The organism is Streptomyces sp. NPDC059166 (assembly GCF_042755185.1).
Lineage (GTDB): Bacteria > Actinomycetota > Actinomycetes > Streptomycetales > Streptomycetaceae > Streptomyces.
Genome location: NZ_JBHZCI010000043.1, coordinates 1 through 15,380 on the forward strand (window position 1 = coordinate 1; position 15,380 = coordinate 15,380).

Genomic DNA, 15,380 nt, shown 5'->3' on the forward strand with positions numbered 1-15,380 from the left:
GGTGTGTGCGGGGCGCGCTGGGGCCAGTGCCGCCGGGCTATGAGCGGGGGGTTGCCGGGGGGGCGCCGGTGGTCGTGGGCCTGTGTCACCCGCCCGACGAAGGTCCGCTCCGCCTCGACGCTCACTTCCGCGAGTGACTCGGAGACGAATGCCTCCGGCTTGATTGTCCGAATCCGCGCCATCTCAGCGGCTCCGGCCGACGGCCGTCAGATCACTGCGAATGAGGGCCGCGTAGGCAGCCTTGAGGGTGTGCGGTCGCCTCAAGTAGGCATCCGGACATACCCGCATGATCCTGCGAGCTGTGCCCCTGACAGCCACGCGGCCCATCTGCAGGGTCTCCCCGGCCTCATCCTTGACGATGATGTGAGGGTGAGGCCACGCCTGCCCGGCGTCGACGAGGCTGACCCGGATGGTGGCAGCACCCGGCATCATGTCGGCGAGCCGGTCGGCGAGTCGGTGCTGACGGCCCGTGTCCGGGCAGGCCAAGCTTCCGTTCGACATGGCGAACATGCGATACTCCGTTTTTCGTAGGGACGTGGTGCGGCGGTTCTCGTGCAAAAGCCCCGCCGCCCGCGAGATGTGAATCGATGGCCCCTCGGGGTTGTCGGCCCGGCGCCTTGGGAGTTGGTAGCTCCCGGGCGCCGGTCTCCTTCACCCCTCCGGGCTCATGGCCCGTGTGCGTACATCGCGCTTCCCCTCCTGGCTCACCCGGACCAGTGATCGATTTGTGTGGACCAGGACCATATGGCGAGCCCTGACACAAGTCCAGCGTCGCCCTACATGCGCCGACCAGGCACTGAACACTGCACTGGATGAATTCAGGCGTCACCGTACACCGCAGTTGCGCACACCCGTCAACTGTAGTGGTGCCGCATCCGACACCCTGGTCATGATCACCACTGAAGTGGATACGATGACGGTCATGACGAAGGGCTGGAGATGACCGAGAGGAACGAGCGCACCTTTGCGGAGCTGCTCGACTACCTGTTCCGGGAGGTGCACCCGAAGGGGCGCAGCCCGTACACGTACGCGGAGGTGTCACAGGGCATCCGCGACACATCAGGCGTAGCCATCTCCGCAAGCGCCATCCAGCAACTTCGAACCGGGACCAACACGAACCCGAAGATGCAGACCATCCGGGTGCTGGCAGGGTTCTTCGGAGTGAACGCGGGCTACTTCTTCGATGAGGCGGAGGCCGAGCGCCAGCGCGCCGAGATCCAAGTGGTTGCCGCCATGCTTGATCAGGGTGTGCGGCGGGTCGCCTTGCGCGCCAACGGACTCAGCGCATCCAGCCTGAACATGCTGAACACCGTGATCGACCAAGCCCGCCGGCTCGAGGGCATGCCGGACGACCCGGACGAGTCAGGCCTGCTCGACGACGAGTGAGGACGACTCCCCCGCAATCCGGGGCGGGCCCCCCCCGCTCAGGGGCCGGTCCCGCCTTCATCGACTTCCAGGAGCACGACCACCCGAAGGCGATCGCTACGCATGGGCCGTAAGGCGACGATACGAATCGCGACCTCCCGACCCTGGTGGTACGGAAGCCTGAGCCGGCGGAAGTCACCGTGGGAATGTTCGGCCATCTCGCGACGCCCCCACATCTCCTGTGCGGCCGGAGATTCCGTGAGGATGTCACGCTCCAGTCGCCGCAGAGCCTCGTCCTCCGGGTGATGCGCACGCTCATAGCGAATCTGCCCAAGCAATGGGCGCGCCCAGTCCTGTTCCCAGTTCACGAGTTGCTCACGGGCTTCCGGCTCCAGAAGCACCCACTTCATTTGATTGGCCTGGGGTGCAACCCAGGGGAACCAGTCCATCAACGGCCCGTTATAGCCAATCACGTTCCAGGCGAGATCCGTTGCGAAGGCGGGATTGGGAGCCTGACCGTCCAAGAACCGCTGGAGCAGAACCTCGTCCACTTCCGCAACCCTGTCCGCCTCCGACACGACACCTAGGGCAGGAGGGCGGCCTACGGCTCTCAAGTACAGCGCGCGACGCTCGGCAGGGCTCAGCTCGAGTGCCGACGAGAGCCGATCGAGAAAGTCGGGAGAGTAGCGGGCTTCATTGCCGCGCTCCAACTCGCGATACCAGCGCTCACTCACCCCCGTCAGGCGGGCCACGTCACGCTGCGTCAGCCCATCAGTCCGACGCCCCGCTGAGACCAGACCCGGGATCCGCCGAGGATTTACCCGACTACGCCACGCCCGCAGCAGCCCAGGCAGGGACTCGCCGACTGGTTCACCGACTTCGCCCTGCCCGTCCCGAGAATCCATGGCGTGAGACTAGAGGCCACCACTGAGTGAGGTGCACCACGATCTACCTCAAAACTCCAATAAATGATCATGGGTCAGTCATTCAGCGTAGTCGGGCATAACGGATGGTCGACCCTTCAACCATTCACCACGTCGCACCCTGCATCCCGAGATGGAGAGTGCAAGACCCCGCTGGAGCGGGCCGGGCAACGTTCCACTCCCGCTTCCGGCAGCCTTCGTGATTCACGCTCCGTAACCGGAACTCGCAGTTCCCGGAAGTGTGAGTTCCGCCTTCCGCTTGGCATCCTCATCGCTGTCGCTCACCAGTGAGTCGGCGCACCGCCGAAGCCGAGGGGGACTTGCATGCCGTTGCCAGAAATCGACGAGAGCCGACTTCGCACTGCATGCGAGGAGCAGGTTGATCTACTGTCCCTGCCGCACCGCTTCAGCACGCGTGATTTGCGTGACGCAATAGCTGATCTCCGCGGCAAGCCGATTGTCCTGGCGCCGTTGAGCACGCTCGGCGCAGTCGATGCGCCGTGCGGGATACGGGTCGAAACCCCGTCGGCCGATCTCCTCTATTACGAGGAAGGTACGTCCGTCCACCATCAGAGGCACATCCTGACTCACGAGCTGTGCCATGTGTATTGCGACCACCCGGGGAGCCTGGAGGTCGACACGGGCACTGCCCGGATGCTCGGCGTGAACCCCACGCTGGTATCGCGCATGTCCGGGCGTACGAGCTACTCGACGGCCGACGAACGTGAAGCGGAGATGATGGCCACGATCATCCGTCAGCGCATCTACCGCGAGCGTGAATCTCCCTCTCTGCGCCCCAAGAAGGGGCCGGACAGCTGGGACGCACTCTTCTCCCAGCCCATCAGAAAGGGTCGGTTCCGCTCACGATGAACGCTGTCTTCCTGGGCATGGCCTGTCTGCTCGCTGCGACTGCCGGCTATTGGGTGCTCGGGCGAGGCACACCACGTCCGACTGGAACATGGTCCATGGGGGCGCTCCTCGGATCGTTCGCCTTGGCCTTCGCCACCTATGCCCCGTTGTTCGAGGACGCTGCCGAGACGGTGGTGCCGCACATCGCCCGGTTGTTGAGCAACTGCGCCTCGGTGGGAGCCGCCACAGCAGTCCTGGCCGTCTCCTTCCAGCTCAACCTCGAGCCCGAAGAGGCGCAACGTCGACTCCGACTGCGTCTCTACCTCCTCGCCGGGGCGACCTTGGGCATGACCATCCTGTTCGCCTACGAGCAGATAGCCCATCGTTCTCCGCAGGCGTACGCGCTCTATCTGCTCCTGTACATCTCCTACCTGAGCTTCGCCGTCATCGACTTCCTGAGGCAGGCCCTGCGCCAGTCGAAGTCGACGCGCCGCGGCAGCGTACGGATCGGTCTCCGGTTGGCAGCAGCTGGCTGCGGATTCGCGCTCGTATACACGGTGTACAAGCTGACGCGGCTCGTCGATCTGGGTCTGGGTCTCCACCTCATATCCGACCACCCGGAATGCTCGTCGCTCGTGACCATGCCGTGTGTTTTCAGCGTGACCTCGCCGGCACTCGCCGTCCTTCTGATCTGCCTCGGCCTCACCTTGCCCGCTGTCGTCTACCCGCTCAGCCAGGCCCGCCGCCGCCGATGGGAGGCGCATTCCTTCGAGGCGCTCGGCTCCCTCTGGCAGGATCTCTCAGCTGCGATGCCCGAGATCGTCCTTACCGCCGCGGACGATGCCCAGGCCCCTTCGAACGACTCGGACTTTATGCTCCAGCGGCGGGTCATCGAGATCAGCGACGCCAGCCTCGCCCTTCGGGCATTCCGACCCCGCACAGTTCAGGAGGTGGCCCAGGCCGCGTTCGGTACGGGGACGGAGAAACGTGCTGCGGCAGTCGAGGCTGCTGTCCTGAAGGCGGCGCTGGCCGGCTTGAGGACAGGCCGCGTCGCTGACGACGTCGCCCCGCCAGCCGCGGGGGCCGCCTCTCGGAAGGATCTGCGGGCAGCCACGGAGTGGCTCCTTCTGGTAGCTGACGCCTACGCCAACCGTGTCGGGCGTGTCAGAGACGATGGCAGGCCAGAACTGGTTGGAGTCTGAGAGCATGACCGACCCGACGCAGGCCCCTCGCTTCGCCCAGGACCCCTACCCCACGTATGCCGCCATGCGGTCCACCTGTCCGGTACAGCCCGTGCCCGCGGGCTCTGGTGGGCGTACCAGTTACCTGGTCACCGGCTACGCGGAAGCCCGGGAAGCCCTCGGCGACGCTCGGCTCTCGAAAGACACTGCCGCGTTCTTCGCCGGTAAGGGCTCACAGCGTCGGTTGCACCCTGCGGTGGCTCACACCATGCTCGCCAGCGACCCACCGCAGCACACCCGGCTGCGTAAGTTGGTGACCAAGGCATTCACGAGCGGAGCGGTCACGGAGCTCCGACCCTTCATCGCCCAGGTCACCGAGGAGCTGCTGGATCGGTGGCCTGTCGGCGAGCAGTTCGACTTCGTGGCCGGCCTCGCGGTCCCCCTACCGGTCCTTGTGATCTGCGAGCTGCTCGGAGTACCGGAGGACGACCGGTCCGGCATCAAGCGCTGGTCCGCGGAACTGTTCGCGGCGGGAAGCCCTGACGTTGTCGACGCGGCCTCGCATTCGATGGCCGACTACATGACCAGCCTCATCGCCGCCAAGCGCCTGTCCCCCGGCACCTCTCTGCTTGACCGGCTCATCTCGGCTCGCGACGGGGACGATCGCCTGAGCGAGGAAGAACTGGTCTCTCTCGCGGTGCTGCTGCTCGTAGCCGGGCACGAGACCACCACCAACTTCCTCGGCAATGCCGTCCTGGCGCTGCTTCAGCATCCGGTCCAGTTGCATCGTCTTCGGGAGAATCCGGACGAGGTCCCTGCTGTACTCGACGAGCTGCTTCGGTTCGACTCCCCTGTCAGTACAGCCACATTCCGCTTCACCACCGAAGCGGTCAGACTCGGCAGCATGGACATCCCGGCCGGTGTTCCGGTGCTGATCGCTCTCGGAGCAGCGAACCGGGACCCGAAACGGTTCCCGTCGCCGGACATGCTCGACCTGGACCGAGAAGCCGCTGCCCATCTCAGCTTCGGCCACGGCATCCACCGCTGCGTCGGCGCACCTCTCGCCAAGGCCGAGGCTGATATCGCTCTTCGGATGATCCTCACGAGGTTCCCTGAGGTTCGACTGGCTGTTCCGTCTGAACAACTGGCGTGGCGGCACACCCGTCTTGTTCGCGGGCTCGCGTCACTTCCAGTCCTGGTGTAGCCGCTCGGCAGGCCGTCTGCTCACCCTGCGCGCGGGGTGAGCAAAGTTTTGGCTCGCACCAAGACTGCCGGGGTGTGCACCGCACGCCATCGTCCGCGACAGACGGGGTGGTCTCGTTCATCCCGGACACCCCCTGACCGGAGGGCGGGCTGGTCAGGACTGCTCGGCGGCGACCTTCCGCAGCCAGCGCCGCGTCTGGCGCCGGTTAGCCAGCAGCACCACGTCTGTGCCGGAGCCAAACTCCTCGATCTTCGCCATCACGCGGGGCCGCATCTTGCGCCGGTACGTAAGGACGTACTTGATCACGCCCCAGTGGATGCGGTTGTGCACCCCGTTGCCCCTGTACCCGGCCCCGTGCCGGATCTGTCGGGAGAAGATTCCGTACAGCGCCGCCACGGTCGACACGTCCATCATGACCACCGTGTCGCAGGCTTCGAGCCGTACCTGCAGCGTCGCGTTGTAGTTGCCGTCGATCACCCACCGCGGCTGCGCGACCAGCACACGCTGTATGTCGGTGAACTCGTCCATGGGCAGCGCGTTCCATTCGTCGTCGTAGAACACGGCGTCCAAATGTGTCACCGGGGCGTCGAGGATCCTGCCGAGCTCGCGGGCCACGTGAGACTTACCGCTGCCTCCGCAGCCGACAATGGCGACCTTCTTCATCGGCTCCAGCGTAGAGACGGACTATGCCACCGTCTGGTCAGACCTGTGGTTCCCCTCCTCACCCGCGGCAAGGAATTCGTGCGCACCGCGCAGACGAGTACTCAACAGGTGCTGAGTCGTCCGACTGTCCAGGCGCACGTCGAGTGGGCCGTGCAGCGTGCTCTCGGCACGCAGGCCGGCGGCCAGACGGGCAGCGTCCAGGCCGTCGCGTCGTGCGATGAGGACGCCGAGTTCGTGGCGGCTGACGGCGTCGCGTCCAGCGGCGTGACGCACTCCCGCGGCGCCGTTCTCCGCGAGCTCCAGCAGCGCGGCGGCGAGGTCTGTGACGTGGATCGGGCAGCGGATGTCATCGGTGAAAAGAACTCCGTCGGTGGTGCCGGCGATGAACTGGTGCACCAGGCGCTCGTGCGTGGAGTGGCCGTGCCCGATGATCAGGGATGTGCGGACGACGGCGGCTTCCGGGTACACCGCAAGAACACCGGTCTCCGCAGCAGCTTTGGCGACGCCGTAGGTCGTGATCGGGTCCGGGAGGCAGGACTCGTCGTAGCGGGCACGGCCGGTACCGGAGAACACCGCGTCGGTGGAGACCTGCACGAAACGACTACCGTGTTTCCTCGCGGTCATCGCGAGCCGGACGGGCGCCTCCGCCGTAGTCGCCCAGTCCGCTCCCCCGCTGGATGCGTTGATGATCAGACTCGGGCGTGTCTCGGCTATGACCACCGCGAGGCTCTCCGCATCCCGCAGGTCCAGGCGGTACCACGCGGCCTCGGAGGTCACTGCGGGGGCGGTCGCGTGGTAGGTCGCGGCCGTGCGTTGCCCGGCCGCTCTCGCCTGCCTGATCAGTTCGGTTCCCAGAAAGCCACTGCCGCCGATGATGAGCGTCGTCATGCGCGCTGGCCCTCCTTGTGCTCGACGCCGTACAGGATGGCTGCCCAGGGTAAGACGCTCTGCCCTCGCATGAACAAGCTGAGCCGGTTCCAGTGGAAGATCACGTGGTAGCTGAGCACCTGCGCAGCCCGCGGTCGAGTGTCCCTGCCTGAACCCCGTGGGCGAGGGCCTGGTTGGTGCTGCGGAAGGCGGCTGCCCACTCGGCAATGGGCTCCTGTGGGCCGCCGGAGTTCAGCAGTGCGTCGCTGTCTGCAAGAAGCAGAGGACGGATCTCCTGTGCACGGGCGTGGGGCCAATCCGGGGAACGTCGCTGCCGACCGATCGGTGTTCCGCCGTGGTGACCCGGTCCCAGACATCGCCCTGCTCGTACTCGCGCCACGCAACCCACGAGCCCTCGGGAGGAACGCGGATGTCGCCACGCCTTGTGCTTCGTGCTGCTCGTTCCCGGCGGAGTAGTTCGTCAGGTAGTTCGATCGCAAAAGCGCAAAAGGCGGGATCGTGAGCAGGTCGTTTCGTGTGGTCTCCCACCGAGACCCTGTTGGGCTGCGTGTCCACCTGGCTAGGCTCCCCTCATGACTCAGTACGTGCAGGTATCGACCGCGACTGCGACGAAGCAGGAGGCAGTGGATCTGGCCGGCTCGGCCGTGCAGGGGCGCCTTGCCGCAGGCGCTCAGGTCGTCGGCCCGGTGACGAGTGTCTTCTGGCACCTGGGTGAGTACGGCACAGGCGAGGAGTGGCAGGTCCTCCTGAAGACGACTGCGGACCGGTACACGGAGTTGGAGGCTCATCTCCTTGCGCATCACCCGTGGGACAACCCGGAGCTGTGCGCTGTTCCGATCATCGACGGCGCAGACCGATGCCTGGAGTGGATCAGCAACTCTGTGAAGCTGACCTAAAGGCTGTCCCGTAACGCCTGGCCACGCGTTGGTGATCCAGTGATGGTTGGTGCGACCACGCCGGTAGATCGTCCCGGATAGCCCCAACTTGAACCGGATTGGACTGCTTCACCGCGTTGGTGACCGTGGGCCATCGGTTTTCGTGCGGCTCGCGTTCGAACTTGGCCTCGAAGCTCGTGGCAGCGGCCTGCACGCCCCCTCGCTCCATGCTGGTACGCAAGGCCGGTATGGAAAGCTGGCTTGACACCCAACGAAGTGGAAAGCATGCTTTCCATGTGAGGAATGAGGTCAGGGAGCTGCGCTTGGCGCGCGGGCTCTCCCAAGCGCAGCTCGGGGCAGTGGTCGGAGTCTCGCGACAGACGATCAACTCCATCGAGGCCGAGCGATACACGCCGTCCTTGCCGCTCGCCTTGTCCTTGGGCAGGTTCTTCCAGTGCGCAGTAGAGGAGATGTTCCATGTCGACGGAGACACCACGCACGGCTGAGAGCTCGGCAAGGTGGTCCGTGCCCGCCTTCTTCCTCGGTATCGGTTTCATCTGTCTGGTGACCGCAGCCGTCGGTGACCATGTCGGCATCGGGCTCTTGGTGTTCGGGGTCATGGTGCTGTGCAGCCTGACCATGTTCGGGTTGGCGCGCCGCAGCCCGAGCTACCGCGAGGCTGTCGAGCATCCGGACGAACGCTCTCGCCTGATCAACGTGCATGCCTGGGCTGGTGTGGGTGTGATCCTCACGGTAGGAAACCTGTGCGCCTTCATCGGCGACCTCGCGTCCGGTCGAACTGGCAATCCCTACTACTGGATGCTCATGGTGGCCGCGGTCGCCTACGTCGTGCTGATCAGGCTGCTGCGCCGACGCTTTTGAGGTTCGCATCAGGCCCGCGCCGGGGGCGGACGACGGTCGGGCCCGAGGTTCGCACGAACAATCATCACGTACCTGAGGGCTGTCTCAGAACCCCTGCTCACGGGTGGGATGATCTTGGGATGGCAGGTGTGATCACGACGTCGGAGCCTTCTTGGATAGCTCCGTTCACCGGGCTGAGTCCGCGCTGCTTCGCCAAGTTGGTGACCCTAGCGCGCCGGAGGACTGCGGAGGAGCCGCAGCGCGGCCGGCCGTGGGGTCTACCGCTGGATGATCGCGTACTGCTGGTTGCGGCCTACTGGCGGACAAACCTGACGTTGCGCCAGCTCGCACCGCTCTTCGGGGTCTCGAAGTCGGCAGCCGACCGGATCATCAACCACCTCGGCCCGAAGCTCGCGCTCCAGCCGCGCAAGCAGTTCGCCAAGGACACGGTCCTGATCGTGGACGGCACCCTCGTACCGACCCGCGACCACAGCGTGGCGGAGCAGTCGAAGAACTACCGCTACTCGACCAATCACCAGGTTGTGATCGATGCCGACAGCCGATGCGTCGTCGTGGTCGGCCGGCCGCTGCCCGGTAACCGCAACGACTGCCGGGCCTGGTCCGAGTCCGGCGCCGAGGCCGCCGTCGGGAAGACCATAGCGATCGCGGACGGCGGCTATCCGGGCACCGGTCTTGTCATGCCGCACCGTCGCCGCAAGGGCGAAGAACTGCCTGCCTGGAAACAGGCCCACAACAAGTCGCACAAGCAGGTCCGCGCCCGAGTCGAGCACACCTTCGCCCGCATGAAGACCTACAAGATTCTGCGCGACTGCCGCCTCAAAGGCGACGGCGTCCACCACGCCATCCTCGGCATCGCCCGCCTGCACAACCTCGCGCTCGCCGGATAGGGCAACGGGCGGTACGGCAGCCGACCTTGCCCGCAGTGGCTCCAAGATCAGTTACGGGACAAGCCTTAGCCTGCCACCTGGCCGAGAAGTTCTCGGACGACGCTCACGTCCGCGTGGGGGCGGAGGCGTTCGAGCAACGGCGCAAGGCGCTGCCGAGGTCGGCTGGAGGCGACGCCTGTTGCGAGCTGGAGAGATCGCCCCGTGGTCTCGGCTGCCTGCTCGACCTCCCCAGCGTTGAGGTAGGCGTCTGCGAGCCATGAGAGGTAGAGCGCCTTGTCGCGGGCGTGGTCGTCGGAGTATTGGCCGAGGCCCTTGGTGAGGAAGGGAACGGCGCGGAGAGGCCTGCGCAGCTCGGTCCAGCAGCGGCCAGTCATGATGTCCAGCTCCGTGTGGTCGACCCAGGCGGACCAGTCCGGCTGTGGCTCGTCGTCCTGGGCGGTGTCCAGGGCTTCACGGGCGGCCGTGAGGGCAGCCTCTGCTCTGGACGCCTGGCCATCCACGGCGCACGCCCAGGCGTGGCGTTCGTAGAGGAGGGCACGCACGGTGGCTGGTGTGCGCGTGGTGATGGTGGCACAGGAGCCTTGGGCAACCGTGACCGCGGTGCGCCGGTCATCCGGGAGGGTCCGGTAGGCGAGGAAGGCCAAGCTGTTGCCGTAGAGGTCAGAGTCCTGGGCGTCTTCCGCGAAGGCCCGGCTCTCCTCGTACAGGGTGGTGGCCTCGTGCATGCGCCCCCCGTCGAAGGCCGCCCATCCGGCTTGCTGAGCCTGCTCGGCCAGAAGGGCGGTGAGGCGGCGTCGGGTGTCGTCGGTGAAGGACGCCTGCCGGAGGAGGCCCTTGGTGTGCATGACTTCGCCTAGGTAGACGCGGTAGGTGTCGCCGCCGCCGAGGACTTCGTCCAGGCGGCGGAGGCGAGCGGTGCGCTCGCGGAGCCGGTCGATGTGAGCGTGGGTGATGCGGCGCGGTGCATCGGGGCGGTGCAGGGCGGGGAGCGTGGCCGCCAGTCCGGTGCTGGTTGCTGCCTGGAGGAGCGTTCGGCGGTGCACGTGCGGTCCGTTCTCTGTGCGGGACGTTACAGCAGTAGCGTCGTCCGCCTCCCACGAGCGGGTGGCGAGACCGACCATGCCCCCGGGGATGCGCAGAGCGTCGGCGATCTGCGCGATCTTCTCGAACGTAGTGATTCGGCCCTGGCCTCGGGCGAGGGTCCCCACCCGGTCCGGCTTGATGTCGCATTCGGCGGCGATCTTCGAGTAGCTGATCCCTGCCCGTTCTCGGGCGATTCGGAAGATGGTTCCGAAGTCGTGCTCGGTCAGTGCGCGTTGCACTTCGCTGTCGCCGAGAAGTGCACGCGGCAGTGCTGTCGGTGGTTCGTAGGTCATGGGTGCCGTCTTCCTGCTGGCGAGAGTCTGCGCGGCTGCCGTCGAGGGCGTCTACCCATCATGGGGATACCGGGCGCAGGGACGCACGCCTTTGGCGGAACGACCACTCTTCAACGCCAAGGCCCTGGGGCGGTTCTGTCCGCCAGACCGGGGTGACGACTGGATAGGAGTCGCCGTGTTGGAGCGTATCCATGGCCCTGCCGTGCAGGTGGCGCGATGAGCGAGGTCGAGCCTGGGGGACACCCTCGAGACGGGAAGTCGGCCGGCGTCGGTGCTCGCCCCCGGGTGAACGAGCACACCAGTATGGAGATGAACGCCGCAGTGGCGAGCTGGCTGTTGTGTGCGGCCGAAGACCGCAAGACGGCCAGACAGGGGTGGGAACGCGACGGTCTCGCGCTCATTCGGTGCGGGTCTCTGTTCTCCGCCGTGCGGATCCCCGGAGAGTTCATCCGTGCCGCTGCCGGCGTCGACCTCAAGGGCGGGTGGGAGGAAGCCCCCAGGGTTGATGCGTTCCTGGCTTCTGCTCTGGAAGACGGCCCGGTGATCGCGGACTGGTACGCGGGGCAGTACTACGCGCTCGTCCCTGCGAGCGGGGGGCTCCACTGGTACGGGAGAGGCACGGCGTTCCTCGGTCCCGCGTCGTACCTCGGAGTACCGAGGCCGGACGTCGACGAGCCGGGACTGGCCCGTTCGTACTGGTCAGTCCCCATGGAGAGCCCGGGGGCTCTCTGCTGTCCAGACGCGCTGCAGGCGTTTGCACTCAACGCCAAGGCGCTCGCAGGGGCGAGACGTCGTGAATTGGAGGCCGACCGTGAGCGCTGATCCGCTCGACATCGCAACCATCCGGGCGACTGCCGAGCGGGCGTGCTCCATCAATGGCGCCCCGGCCGACGACCTCCGTTTCCTGGCATCCGCCCTCCGAGGGCAGCTCGCGTTACTCGTCCCCGAAGTACGGGAGATGGCTCGGCACAGGTCGACTGAGCAAGCCGCGGTAGTTGCGCTGGTCGGCGCCGAGGAGGCAGAGCGTCGGGCGGGGGCTCTTTGGCCGGGCGTAAATGAGCGGACTGTGCGGAAGTCCGCGATGGCCGTCCTCGCGCTCTGCCGTCACTACGAGAACGTGAGCCGCGCCGCTGCCGTCGCGTTTCCGCCCGTGTGACACCCCCTCCTGTGCGCCCTCACCAGGCGCGTTCCTGCCAACCGACCGAAGGAAGTCATGATGCATGAGCTGATCGCCAGCCCCTTCCTGGGGCAGTACGTGCTGCTCCGCCCCGGGAGCCCGGGAGGTTTGCTGCTTCCCGAGGCCACCTACGAGGAGCTCCGTGCCACTGCGACCGGTGCTGTCCCCACCTGGTTGGCGGACGCCGCGCGTGAGCAGTGGGGAACGGACATCGCAGGCCGGCCTCTGTCTGGGCTGCTGGTTGTGCGGGAGCCGTCCAAATGGGGCTATGGCAAGGCGTCGTGGGAGGTCAACCTCGGCTGCAACTACAAGTGCAAGCACTGCTACCTGGGGCTGAAGGTCAATGCGGGGATGCCGCTCGACGACAAGCTGCGCTGCCTCGACATCATGGCCGAGGCCGGGGTGCTGTGGCTCCAGGTCACAGGCGGAGAGCCCACGATCGACCGAGACTTCATGCCCTCGTACCGGCACGCGTGGGATCGCGGCATGATGATCACGCTGTCCACGAACGGCTCTCTGCTGTGGCGGGAGAACCTGCTGACGATGCTCCGGGAGCGCCCGCCCTACCGGGTAACGGTGTCGATGTACGGGGCCACCAAGCGCAGTTACGACGAGCTGACGCAGCGCGAAGGCGCATGGGATCTGTTCATGCAGGGCATGGGCGCAGCACGGCGGGCGAAGCTCCCGCTGCGGATGAGCGTCATCGTGACCGAAGACAACGCCGACGAGGAACAGGCGATGGTCGGCCTCTGCGAACAGTGGGGTGTGGACTACGCCGTCTTCACGAACATGACGCCGACGATCTACGGCGGCGGAGAAGTCCTCACTGCCCAATCCAAAGAACACCTGCGGATGCGGAAGCCGTTCAGTGGCTGCAACGCCGGCCACACGTTCTTCCACATGGACCCGCACGGCTTCGCGACGATCTGCAAGATCGGCCGCGATGACCAGATCAGTCTCCCCGCTGAGGGGATCGACGGTCTGACGCGGCTCGGCGGCATCGCCGACCGTCTCATGCTTCGCACCGGTGGCTGCTCCGGCTGCCAGCTCTCGGGGTCCTGCACCGTGTGCAGACCCCTGGCCAAGCACTACCAGGAGGCGAAGGCACCACTGGAAAGTTACTGCCAGCACGGAATGAAGAAAGCAGGCTGACCATGACCGCTGTCGCTGTAGCGATCTCTCCCAGACGTCCCCTCCCCGGGGAGGTGCCGACCCAGGGTCTGCCGTACCTCACGCGACCGGTCGAGAGGCCCGTCACCCCGATCGTCACCATCACATCCGTCGCGGACCTGGACGACGTGATGGAAGCGGCGAAGTGCTCGTGCGCTGCGGGCGACGACAACCCCCACTGACCTGATCTGCGTCTGATCTGGTCATGAACGTGCAGGCCCCGGTGTTCGCGCCCCGGGGCCTGTGCCGTGTGTGTAGCGTGCGGCCATGCTCTTGAACTGGGACTGGATGCGTCCCCTGCTGTCTGTGCCGTTCGTGCCGACGCTGGGCCCGGCGCACCCCTCCAGCCCCTTCCCGGACCTGTTCGAGGCCGCGGCCGGTGTCGCGGGCAGTGGGGAGTTTCTGCCGTACGACAAGGACCGCCGCTGGTCGCACACGAAGACCGAGCGGATCCTCGTTGGCGCAGTGCGTCAGGACGAGCGCTCGACGCTTCTGCCGACACTGTGCGGTCGAGGCCGGAGCATGGTGAAGGTTCACGTGTACGGCGCGGAGCCTGACGTCCTGGCCGACGCGGCCGCGCTTGCCCGCGAGCTCGCTGTCGAGCATGCGGTCGGGAGGGCGCGCGTCGTGTGGTTCCTGGGCCCTGAGCAGCCGGAGTCTGCGGTGTCGGTGGGCACGCGCGTTCAGTTGAAGACGTTCGCCGGCCCGGAGTCGCCCTCAGACGTCGAGGTGCGGCAGTACTCGGAGCAGCCCAACAGTGTGAAGGCGACGTTCGCAGCCTTCGCTGAGGACATGAAGGCAGACGGCCTGGCCTTCCTTCACGAACAGATGGTGTCAGGCACAGTGGGACCGGTCCTGACCATCACGTGCGAAGGGCAGGTCGCCGGCGCTATCGGCCCCATGGAGACGATGATCGACGAGGTCGGGCGGTCCCGGCTGCTGCCGCAGTACTTCGCCGTGCTGCCGGAGTACCGCGGGCACGGATACGGCCGCGCGCTCTGGCGGGCTGCGATGTCGTGGGGCCGGGCGAGCGGTGCCGACTACCAGCTGCTCCAGACGGAGGTTGGAGGGGCGTCCGATCGGCTGTGCCAGGGCGAAGGCCTGACATCCCTCGGATTCGTCTGCACACGGTCCGCCTGACCTCATCCTGCGGCCTTCCAACGGGATGGCCCAGTTCGAGTTGCGTGAGCGCCTCCATATGCGCGCGATGCGGACGCCGATGCGCTTGCCCCAGAGCCGTTTCCGCAGGTGAGGGACATCGTATCCCTTGTCCGCATGAGCCCGAGACGCAGCCACCGAGGGTTGTTGACCGGGAGCGGCTGGTCAGCCGGCAGGCTTTCCCTACGCCGACCATGCCGTCAACTCGCCTGTTGTGGTGTCGGCCCCGTTACGCACCGGGACACCCCGCGTCGGCGGGGAGTGCCCCGGTTGCTGATCTTCGGGTCACCGTTCGTCGGAACACCCCCGCGTCGGCGGGGAGGACCCTTCCTCCTGCTCAGGCGAGTTGTGGCGGTTCGGAACACCCCCGCGTCGGCGGGGAGGACGGCGGAATGCCTGGCGAGGCATTCACCCGAGTCGGAACACCCCCGCGTCGGCGGGGAGGACGGCACCGCGTACAGAACTCGGCCGTCCTTGCCCGGAACACCCCCGCGTCGGCGGGGAGGACGGAGCAGGTCAGGGCGGACCTCGGGCTGTCTCCGGAACACCCCCGCGTCGGCGGGGAGGACTCCGTCGGCCTGCCCTGGACGAAGGTTTTCCTCGGAACACCCCCGCGTCGGCGGGGAGGACTCACCGGCGACCCGGCCGCCGCCCGAGCCGCGCGGAACACCCCCGCGTCGGCGGGGAGGACCTGATCTGGGACGTCCGCCCCCAGGGCGACAGCGGAACACCCCCGCGTCGGCGGGGAGGACCCGCCAAAGTGGGCAGATCCTAGGCCAAGC

Annotated in this window: 18 protein-coding genes, 1 pseudogene and 1 CRISPR repeat array; of the genes and pseudogenes, 13 read left to right on the forward strand and 6 right to left on the reverse strand. The window is 66.6% G+C overall.

The features are described from left to right. A pseudogene (locus ACFXOA_RS26795) lies at positions 1-182 on the reverse strand (hypothetical protein); the annotation flags it as partial. Position 183: 1 nt separating this feature from the next. Further along, positions 184-510: a transcriptional regulator gene (locus ACFXOA_RS26800; RefSeq protein ID WP_385033618.1), complete on the reverse strand. Its 327-nt coding sequence runs from the start codon at positions 508-510 to the stop codon at positions 184-186. Between the two features lie 429 nt (positions 511-939). On the opposite strand from ACFXOA_RS26800, the gene ACFXOA_RS26805 reads away from it, so the two are divergent. After that, a complete protein-coding gene (locus ACFXOA_RS26805; protein ID WP_385033621.1) occupies positions 940-1,386 on the forward strand; it encodes a Secondary metabolite protein in 447 nt (148 codons plus the stop codon). Between the two features lie 38 nt (positions 1,387-1,424). Here ACFXOA_RS26805 and ACFXOA_RS26810 read toward each other — a convergent pair whose 3' ends face one another. Next, positions 1,425-2,270 carry a helix-turn-helix domain-containing protein gene (locus ACFXOA_RS26810; protein ID WP_385033624.1) on the reverse strand — a complete coding sequence of 282 codons (846 nt, stop codon included), beginning with the start codon at positions 2,268-2,270 and terminating at the stop codon, positions 1,425-1,427. Between the two features lie 342 nt (positions 2,271-2,612). Here ACFXOA_RS26810 and ACFXOA_RS26815 point away from each other — a divergent pair, with 342 nt between their 5' ends. The 3 genes from ACFXOA_RS26815 to ACFXOA_RS26825 are packed head-to-tail and all read left to right on the forward strand — an operon-like array spanning position 2,613 to position 5,522. Next, positions 2,613-3,158 carry a regulator component gene (locus ACFXOA_RS26815; protein ID WP_385033627.1) on the forward strand — a complete coding sequence of 182 codons (546 nt, stop codon included), beginning with the start codon at positions 2,613-2,615 and terminating at the stop codon, positions 3,156-3,158. A 17-nt stretch (positions 3,159-3,175) separates the two neighbouring features. After that, the gene (locus ACFXOA_RS26820) at positions 3,176-4,339 is read left to right on the forward strand and encodes an MAB_1171c family putative transporter (RefSeq protein ID WP_385033766.1); all 1,164 of its coding nucleotides are present in this window, start codon (positions 3,176-3,178) and stop codon (positions 4,337-4,339) included. Positions 4,340-4,343: 4 nt separating this feature from the next. Further along, complete coding sequence (locus ACFXOA_RS26825) at positions 4,344-5,522, forward strand: cytochrome P450 (RefSeq protein ID WP_385033628.1); 1,179 nt, start codon at positions 4,344-4,346, stop codon at positions 5,520-5,522. A 153-nt stretch (positions 5,523-5,675) separates the two neighbouring features. On the opposite strand, the gene ACFXOA_RS26830 is transcribed toward ACFXOA_RS26825, so the two are convergent. Together ACFXOA_RS26830 and ACFXOA_RS26835 are read right to left on the reverse strand one after the other, a co-directional pair. Then, complete coding sequence (locus ACFXOA_RS26830; RefSeq protein ID WP_385033631.1) at positions 5,676-6,185, reverse strand: topology modulation protein; 510 nt, start codon at positions 6,183-6,185, stop codon at positions 5,676-5,678. 21 nt (positions 6,186-6,206) lie between these two features. Next, on the reverse strand, positions 6,207-7,073 hold the full coding sequence (locus ACFXOA_RS26835; protein ID WP_385033634.1) for an SDR family oxidoreductase: 867 nt from the start codon (positions 7,071-7,073) through the stop codon (positions 6,207-6,209). 572 nt (positions 7,074-7,645) lie between these two features. Between ACFXOA_RS26835 and cutA the strand changes: the two genes are divergently transcribed. From cutA to ACFXOA_RS26855, 4 genes are all read left to right on the forward strand, one after another. Then, entirely contained in the window at positions 7,646-7,969 is a 324-nt protein-coding gene (gene cutA / locus ACFXOA_RS26840; protein ID WP_385033637.1) for a divalent-cation tolerance protein CutA, read from the forward strand. Positions 7,970-8,175: 206 nt separating this feature from the next. Beyond that, complete coding sequence (locus tag ACFXOA_RS26845; protein ID WP_385033639.1) at positions 8,176-8,454, forward strand: helix-turn-helix transcriptional regulator; 279 nt, start codon at positions 8,176-8,178, stop codon at positions 8,452-8,454. 19 nt (positions 8,455-8,473) lie between these two features. Then, complete coding sequence (locus tag ACFXOA_RS26850; RefSeq protein WP_385033642.1) at positions 8,474-8,830, forward strand: hypothetical protein; 357 nt, start codon at positions 8,474-8,476, stop codon at positions 8,828-8,830. A 119-nt stretch (positions 8,831-8,949) separates the two neighbouring features. Beyond that, positions 8,950-9,717 carry a transposase gene (locus tag ACFXOA_RS26855; protein WP_385033645.1) on the forward strand — a complete coding sequence of 256 codons (768 nt, stop codon included), beginning with the start codon at positions 8,950-8,952 and terminating at the stop codon, positions 9,715-9,717. Positions 9,718-9,782: 65 nt separating this feature from the next. Here the strand turns inward: ACFXOA_RS26855 and ACFXOA_RS26860 are convergent, their stop codons facing one another. Then, positions 9,783-11,093 (reverse strand): XRE family transcriptional regulator, encoded by a 1,311-nt coding sequence (locus ACFXOA_RS26860; RefSeq protein ID WP_385033648.1) that lies wholly within the window; start codon positions 11,091-11,093, stop codon positions 9,783-9,785. A 216-nt stretch (positions 11,094-11,309) separates the two neighbouring features. Between ACFXOA_RS26860 and ACFXOA_RS26865 the strand changes: the two genes are divergently transcribed. From ACFXOA_RS26865 to ACFXOA_RS26885, 5 genes are all read left to right on the forward strand, one after another. Continuing rightward, positions 11,310-11,915: a hypothetical protein gene (locus ACFXOA_RS26865; RefSeq protein WP_385033651.1), complete on the forward strand. Its 606-nt coding sequence runs from the start codon at positions 11,310-11,312 to the stop codon at positions 11,913-11,915. Further along, complete coding sequence (locus ACFXOA_RS26870) at positions 11,905-12,249, forward strand: DUF6415 family natural product biosynthesis protein (RefSeq protein ID WP_385033654.1); 345 nt, start codon at positions 11,905-11,907, stop codon at positions 12,247-12,249. The genes ACFXOA_RS26865 and ACFXOA_RS26870 overlap by 11 nt, the downstream gene beginning before the upstream one ends. Positions 12,250-12,309: 60 nt before the next feature. Beyond that, the gene (locus ACFXOA_RS26875; protein WP_385033656.1) at positions 12,310-13,422 is read left to right on the forward strand and encodes a radical SAM protein; all 1,113 of its coding nucleotides are present in this window, start codon (positions 12,310-12,312) and stop codon (positions 13,420-13,422) included. A gap of 2 nt (positions 13,423-13,424) precedes the next feature. Further along, positions 13,425-13,622 (forward strand): hypothetical protein, encoded by a 198-nt coding sequence (locus ACFXOA_RS26880; protein ID WP_385033659.1) that lies wholly within the window; start codon positions 13,425-13,427, stop codon positions 13,620-13,622. 85 nt (positions 13,623-13,707) lie between these two features. Next, positions 13,708-14,580, forward strand: a complete 873-nt coding sequence (locus tag ACFXOA_RS26885; protein WP_385033661.1) for a GNAT family N-acetyltransferase — start codon at positions 13,708-13,710, stop codon at positions 14,578-14,580. Positions 14,581-14,834: 254 nt separating this feature from the next. Further along, a CRISPR array of direct repeats spans positions 14,835-15,350; the repeat unit is 29 nt; unit sequence CGGAACACCCCCGCGTCGGCGGGGAGGAC. Positions 15,351-15,380 lie beyond the last annotated feature (30 nt).

Coding starts and splice junctions, on each gene's coding strand:
- ACFXOA_RS26885 (WP_385033661.1), top strand. CDS start 13,708: ATGCTCTTGAACTGGGACTGGATGCGTCCCCTGCTGTCTGTGCCGTTC.
- ACFXOA_RS26805 (WP_385033621.1), top strand. CDS start 940: ATGACCGAGAGGAACGAGCGCACCTTTGCGGAGCTGCTCGACTACCTG.
- ACFXOA_RS26875 (WP_385033656.1), top strand. CDS start 12,310: ATGCATGAGCTGATCGCCAGCCCCTTCCTGGGGCAGTACGTGCTGCTC.
- ACFXOA_RS26865 (WP_385033651.1), top strand. CDS start 11,310: ATGAGCGAGGTCGAGCCTGGGGGACACCCTCGAGACGGGAAGTCGGCC.
- ACFXOA_RS26830 (WP_385033631.1), bottom strand. CDS start 6,185: ATGAAGAAGGTCGCCATTGTCGGCTGCGGAGGCAGCGGTAAGTCTCAC.
- ACFXOA_RS26825 (WP_385033628.1), top strand. CDS start 4,344: ATGACCGACCCGACGCAGGCCCCTCGCTTCGCCCAGGACCCCTACCCC.
- ACFXOA_RS26820 (WP_385033766.1), top strand. CDS start 3,176: ATGGCCTGTCTGCTCGCTGCGACTGCCGGCTATTGGGTGCTCGGGCGA.
- ACFXOA_RS26860 (WP_385033648.1), bottom strand. CDS start 11,093: ATGACCTACGAACCACCGACAGCACTGCCGCGTGCACTTCTCGGCGAC.
- ACFXOA_RS26855 (WP_385033645.1), top strand. CDS start 8,950: ATGGCAGGTGTGATCACGACGTCGGAGCCTTCTTGGATAGCTCCGTTC.
- ACFXOA_RS26800 (WP_385033618.1), bottom strand. CDS start 510: ATGTTCGCCATGTCGAACGGAAGCTTGGCCTGCCCGGACACGGGCCGT.
- cutA (WP_385033637.1), top strand. CDS start 7,646: ATGACTCAGTACGTGCAGGTATCGACCGCGACTGCGACGAAGCAGGAG.
- ACFXOA_RS26810 (WP_385033624.1), bottom strand. CDS start 2,270: ATGGATTCTCGGGACGGGCAGGGCGAAGTCGGTGAACCAGTCGGCGAG.
- ACFXOA_RS26835 (WP_385033634.1), bottom strand. CDS start 7,073: ATGACGACGCTCATCATCGGCGGCAGTGGCTTTCTGGGAACCGAACTG.
- ACFXOA_RS26815 (WP_385033627.1), top strand. CDS start 2,613: ATGCCGTTGCCAGAAATCGACGAGAGCCGACTTCGCACTGCATGCGAG.
- ACFXOA_RS26845 (WP_385033639.1), top strand. CDS start 8,176: ATGCTGGTACGCAAGGCCGGTATGGAAAGCTGGCTTGACACCCAACGA.
- ACFXOA_RS26880 (WP_385033659.1), top strand. CDS start 13,425: ATGACCGCTGTCGCTGTAGCGATCTCTCCCAGACGTCCCCTCCCCGGG.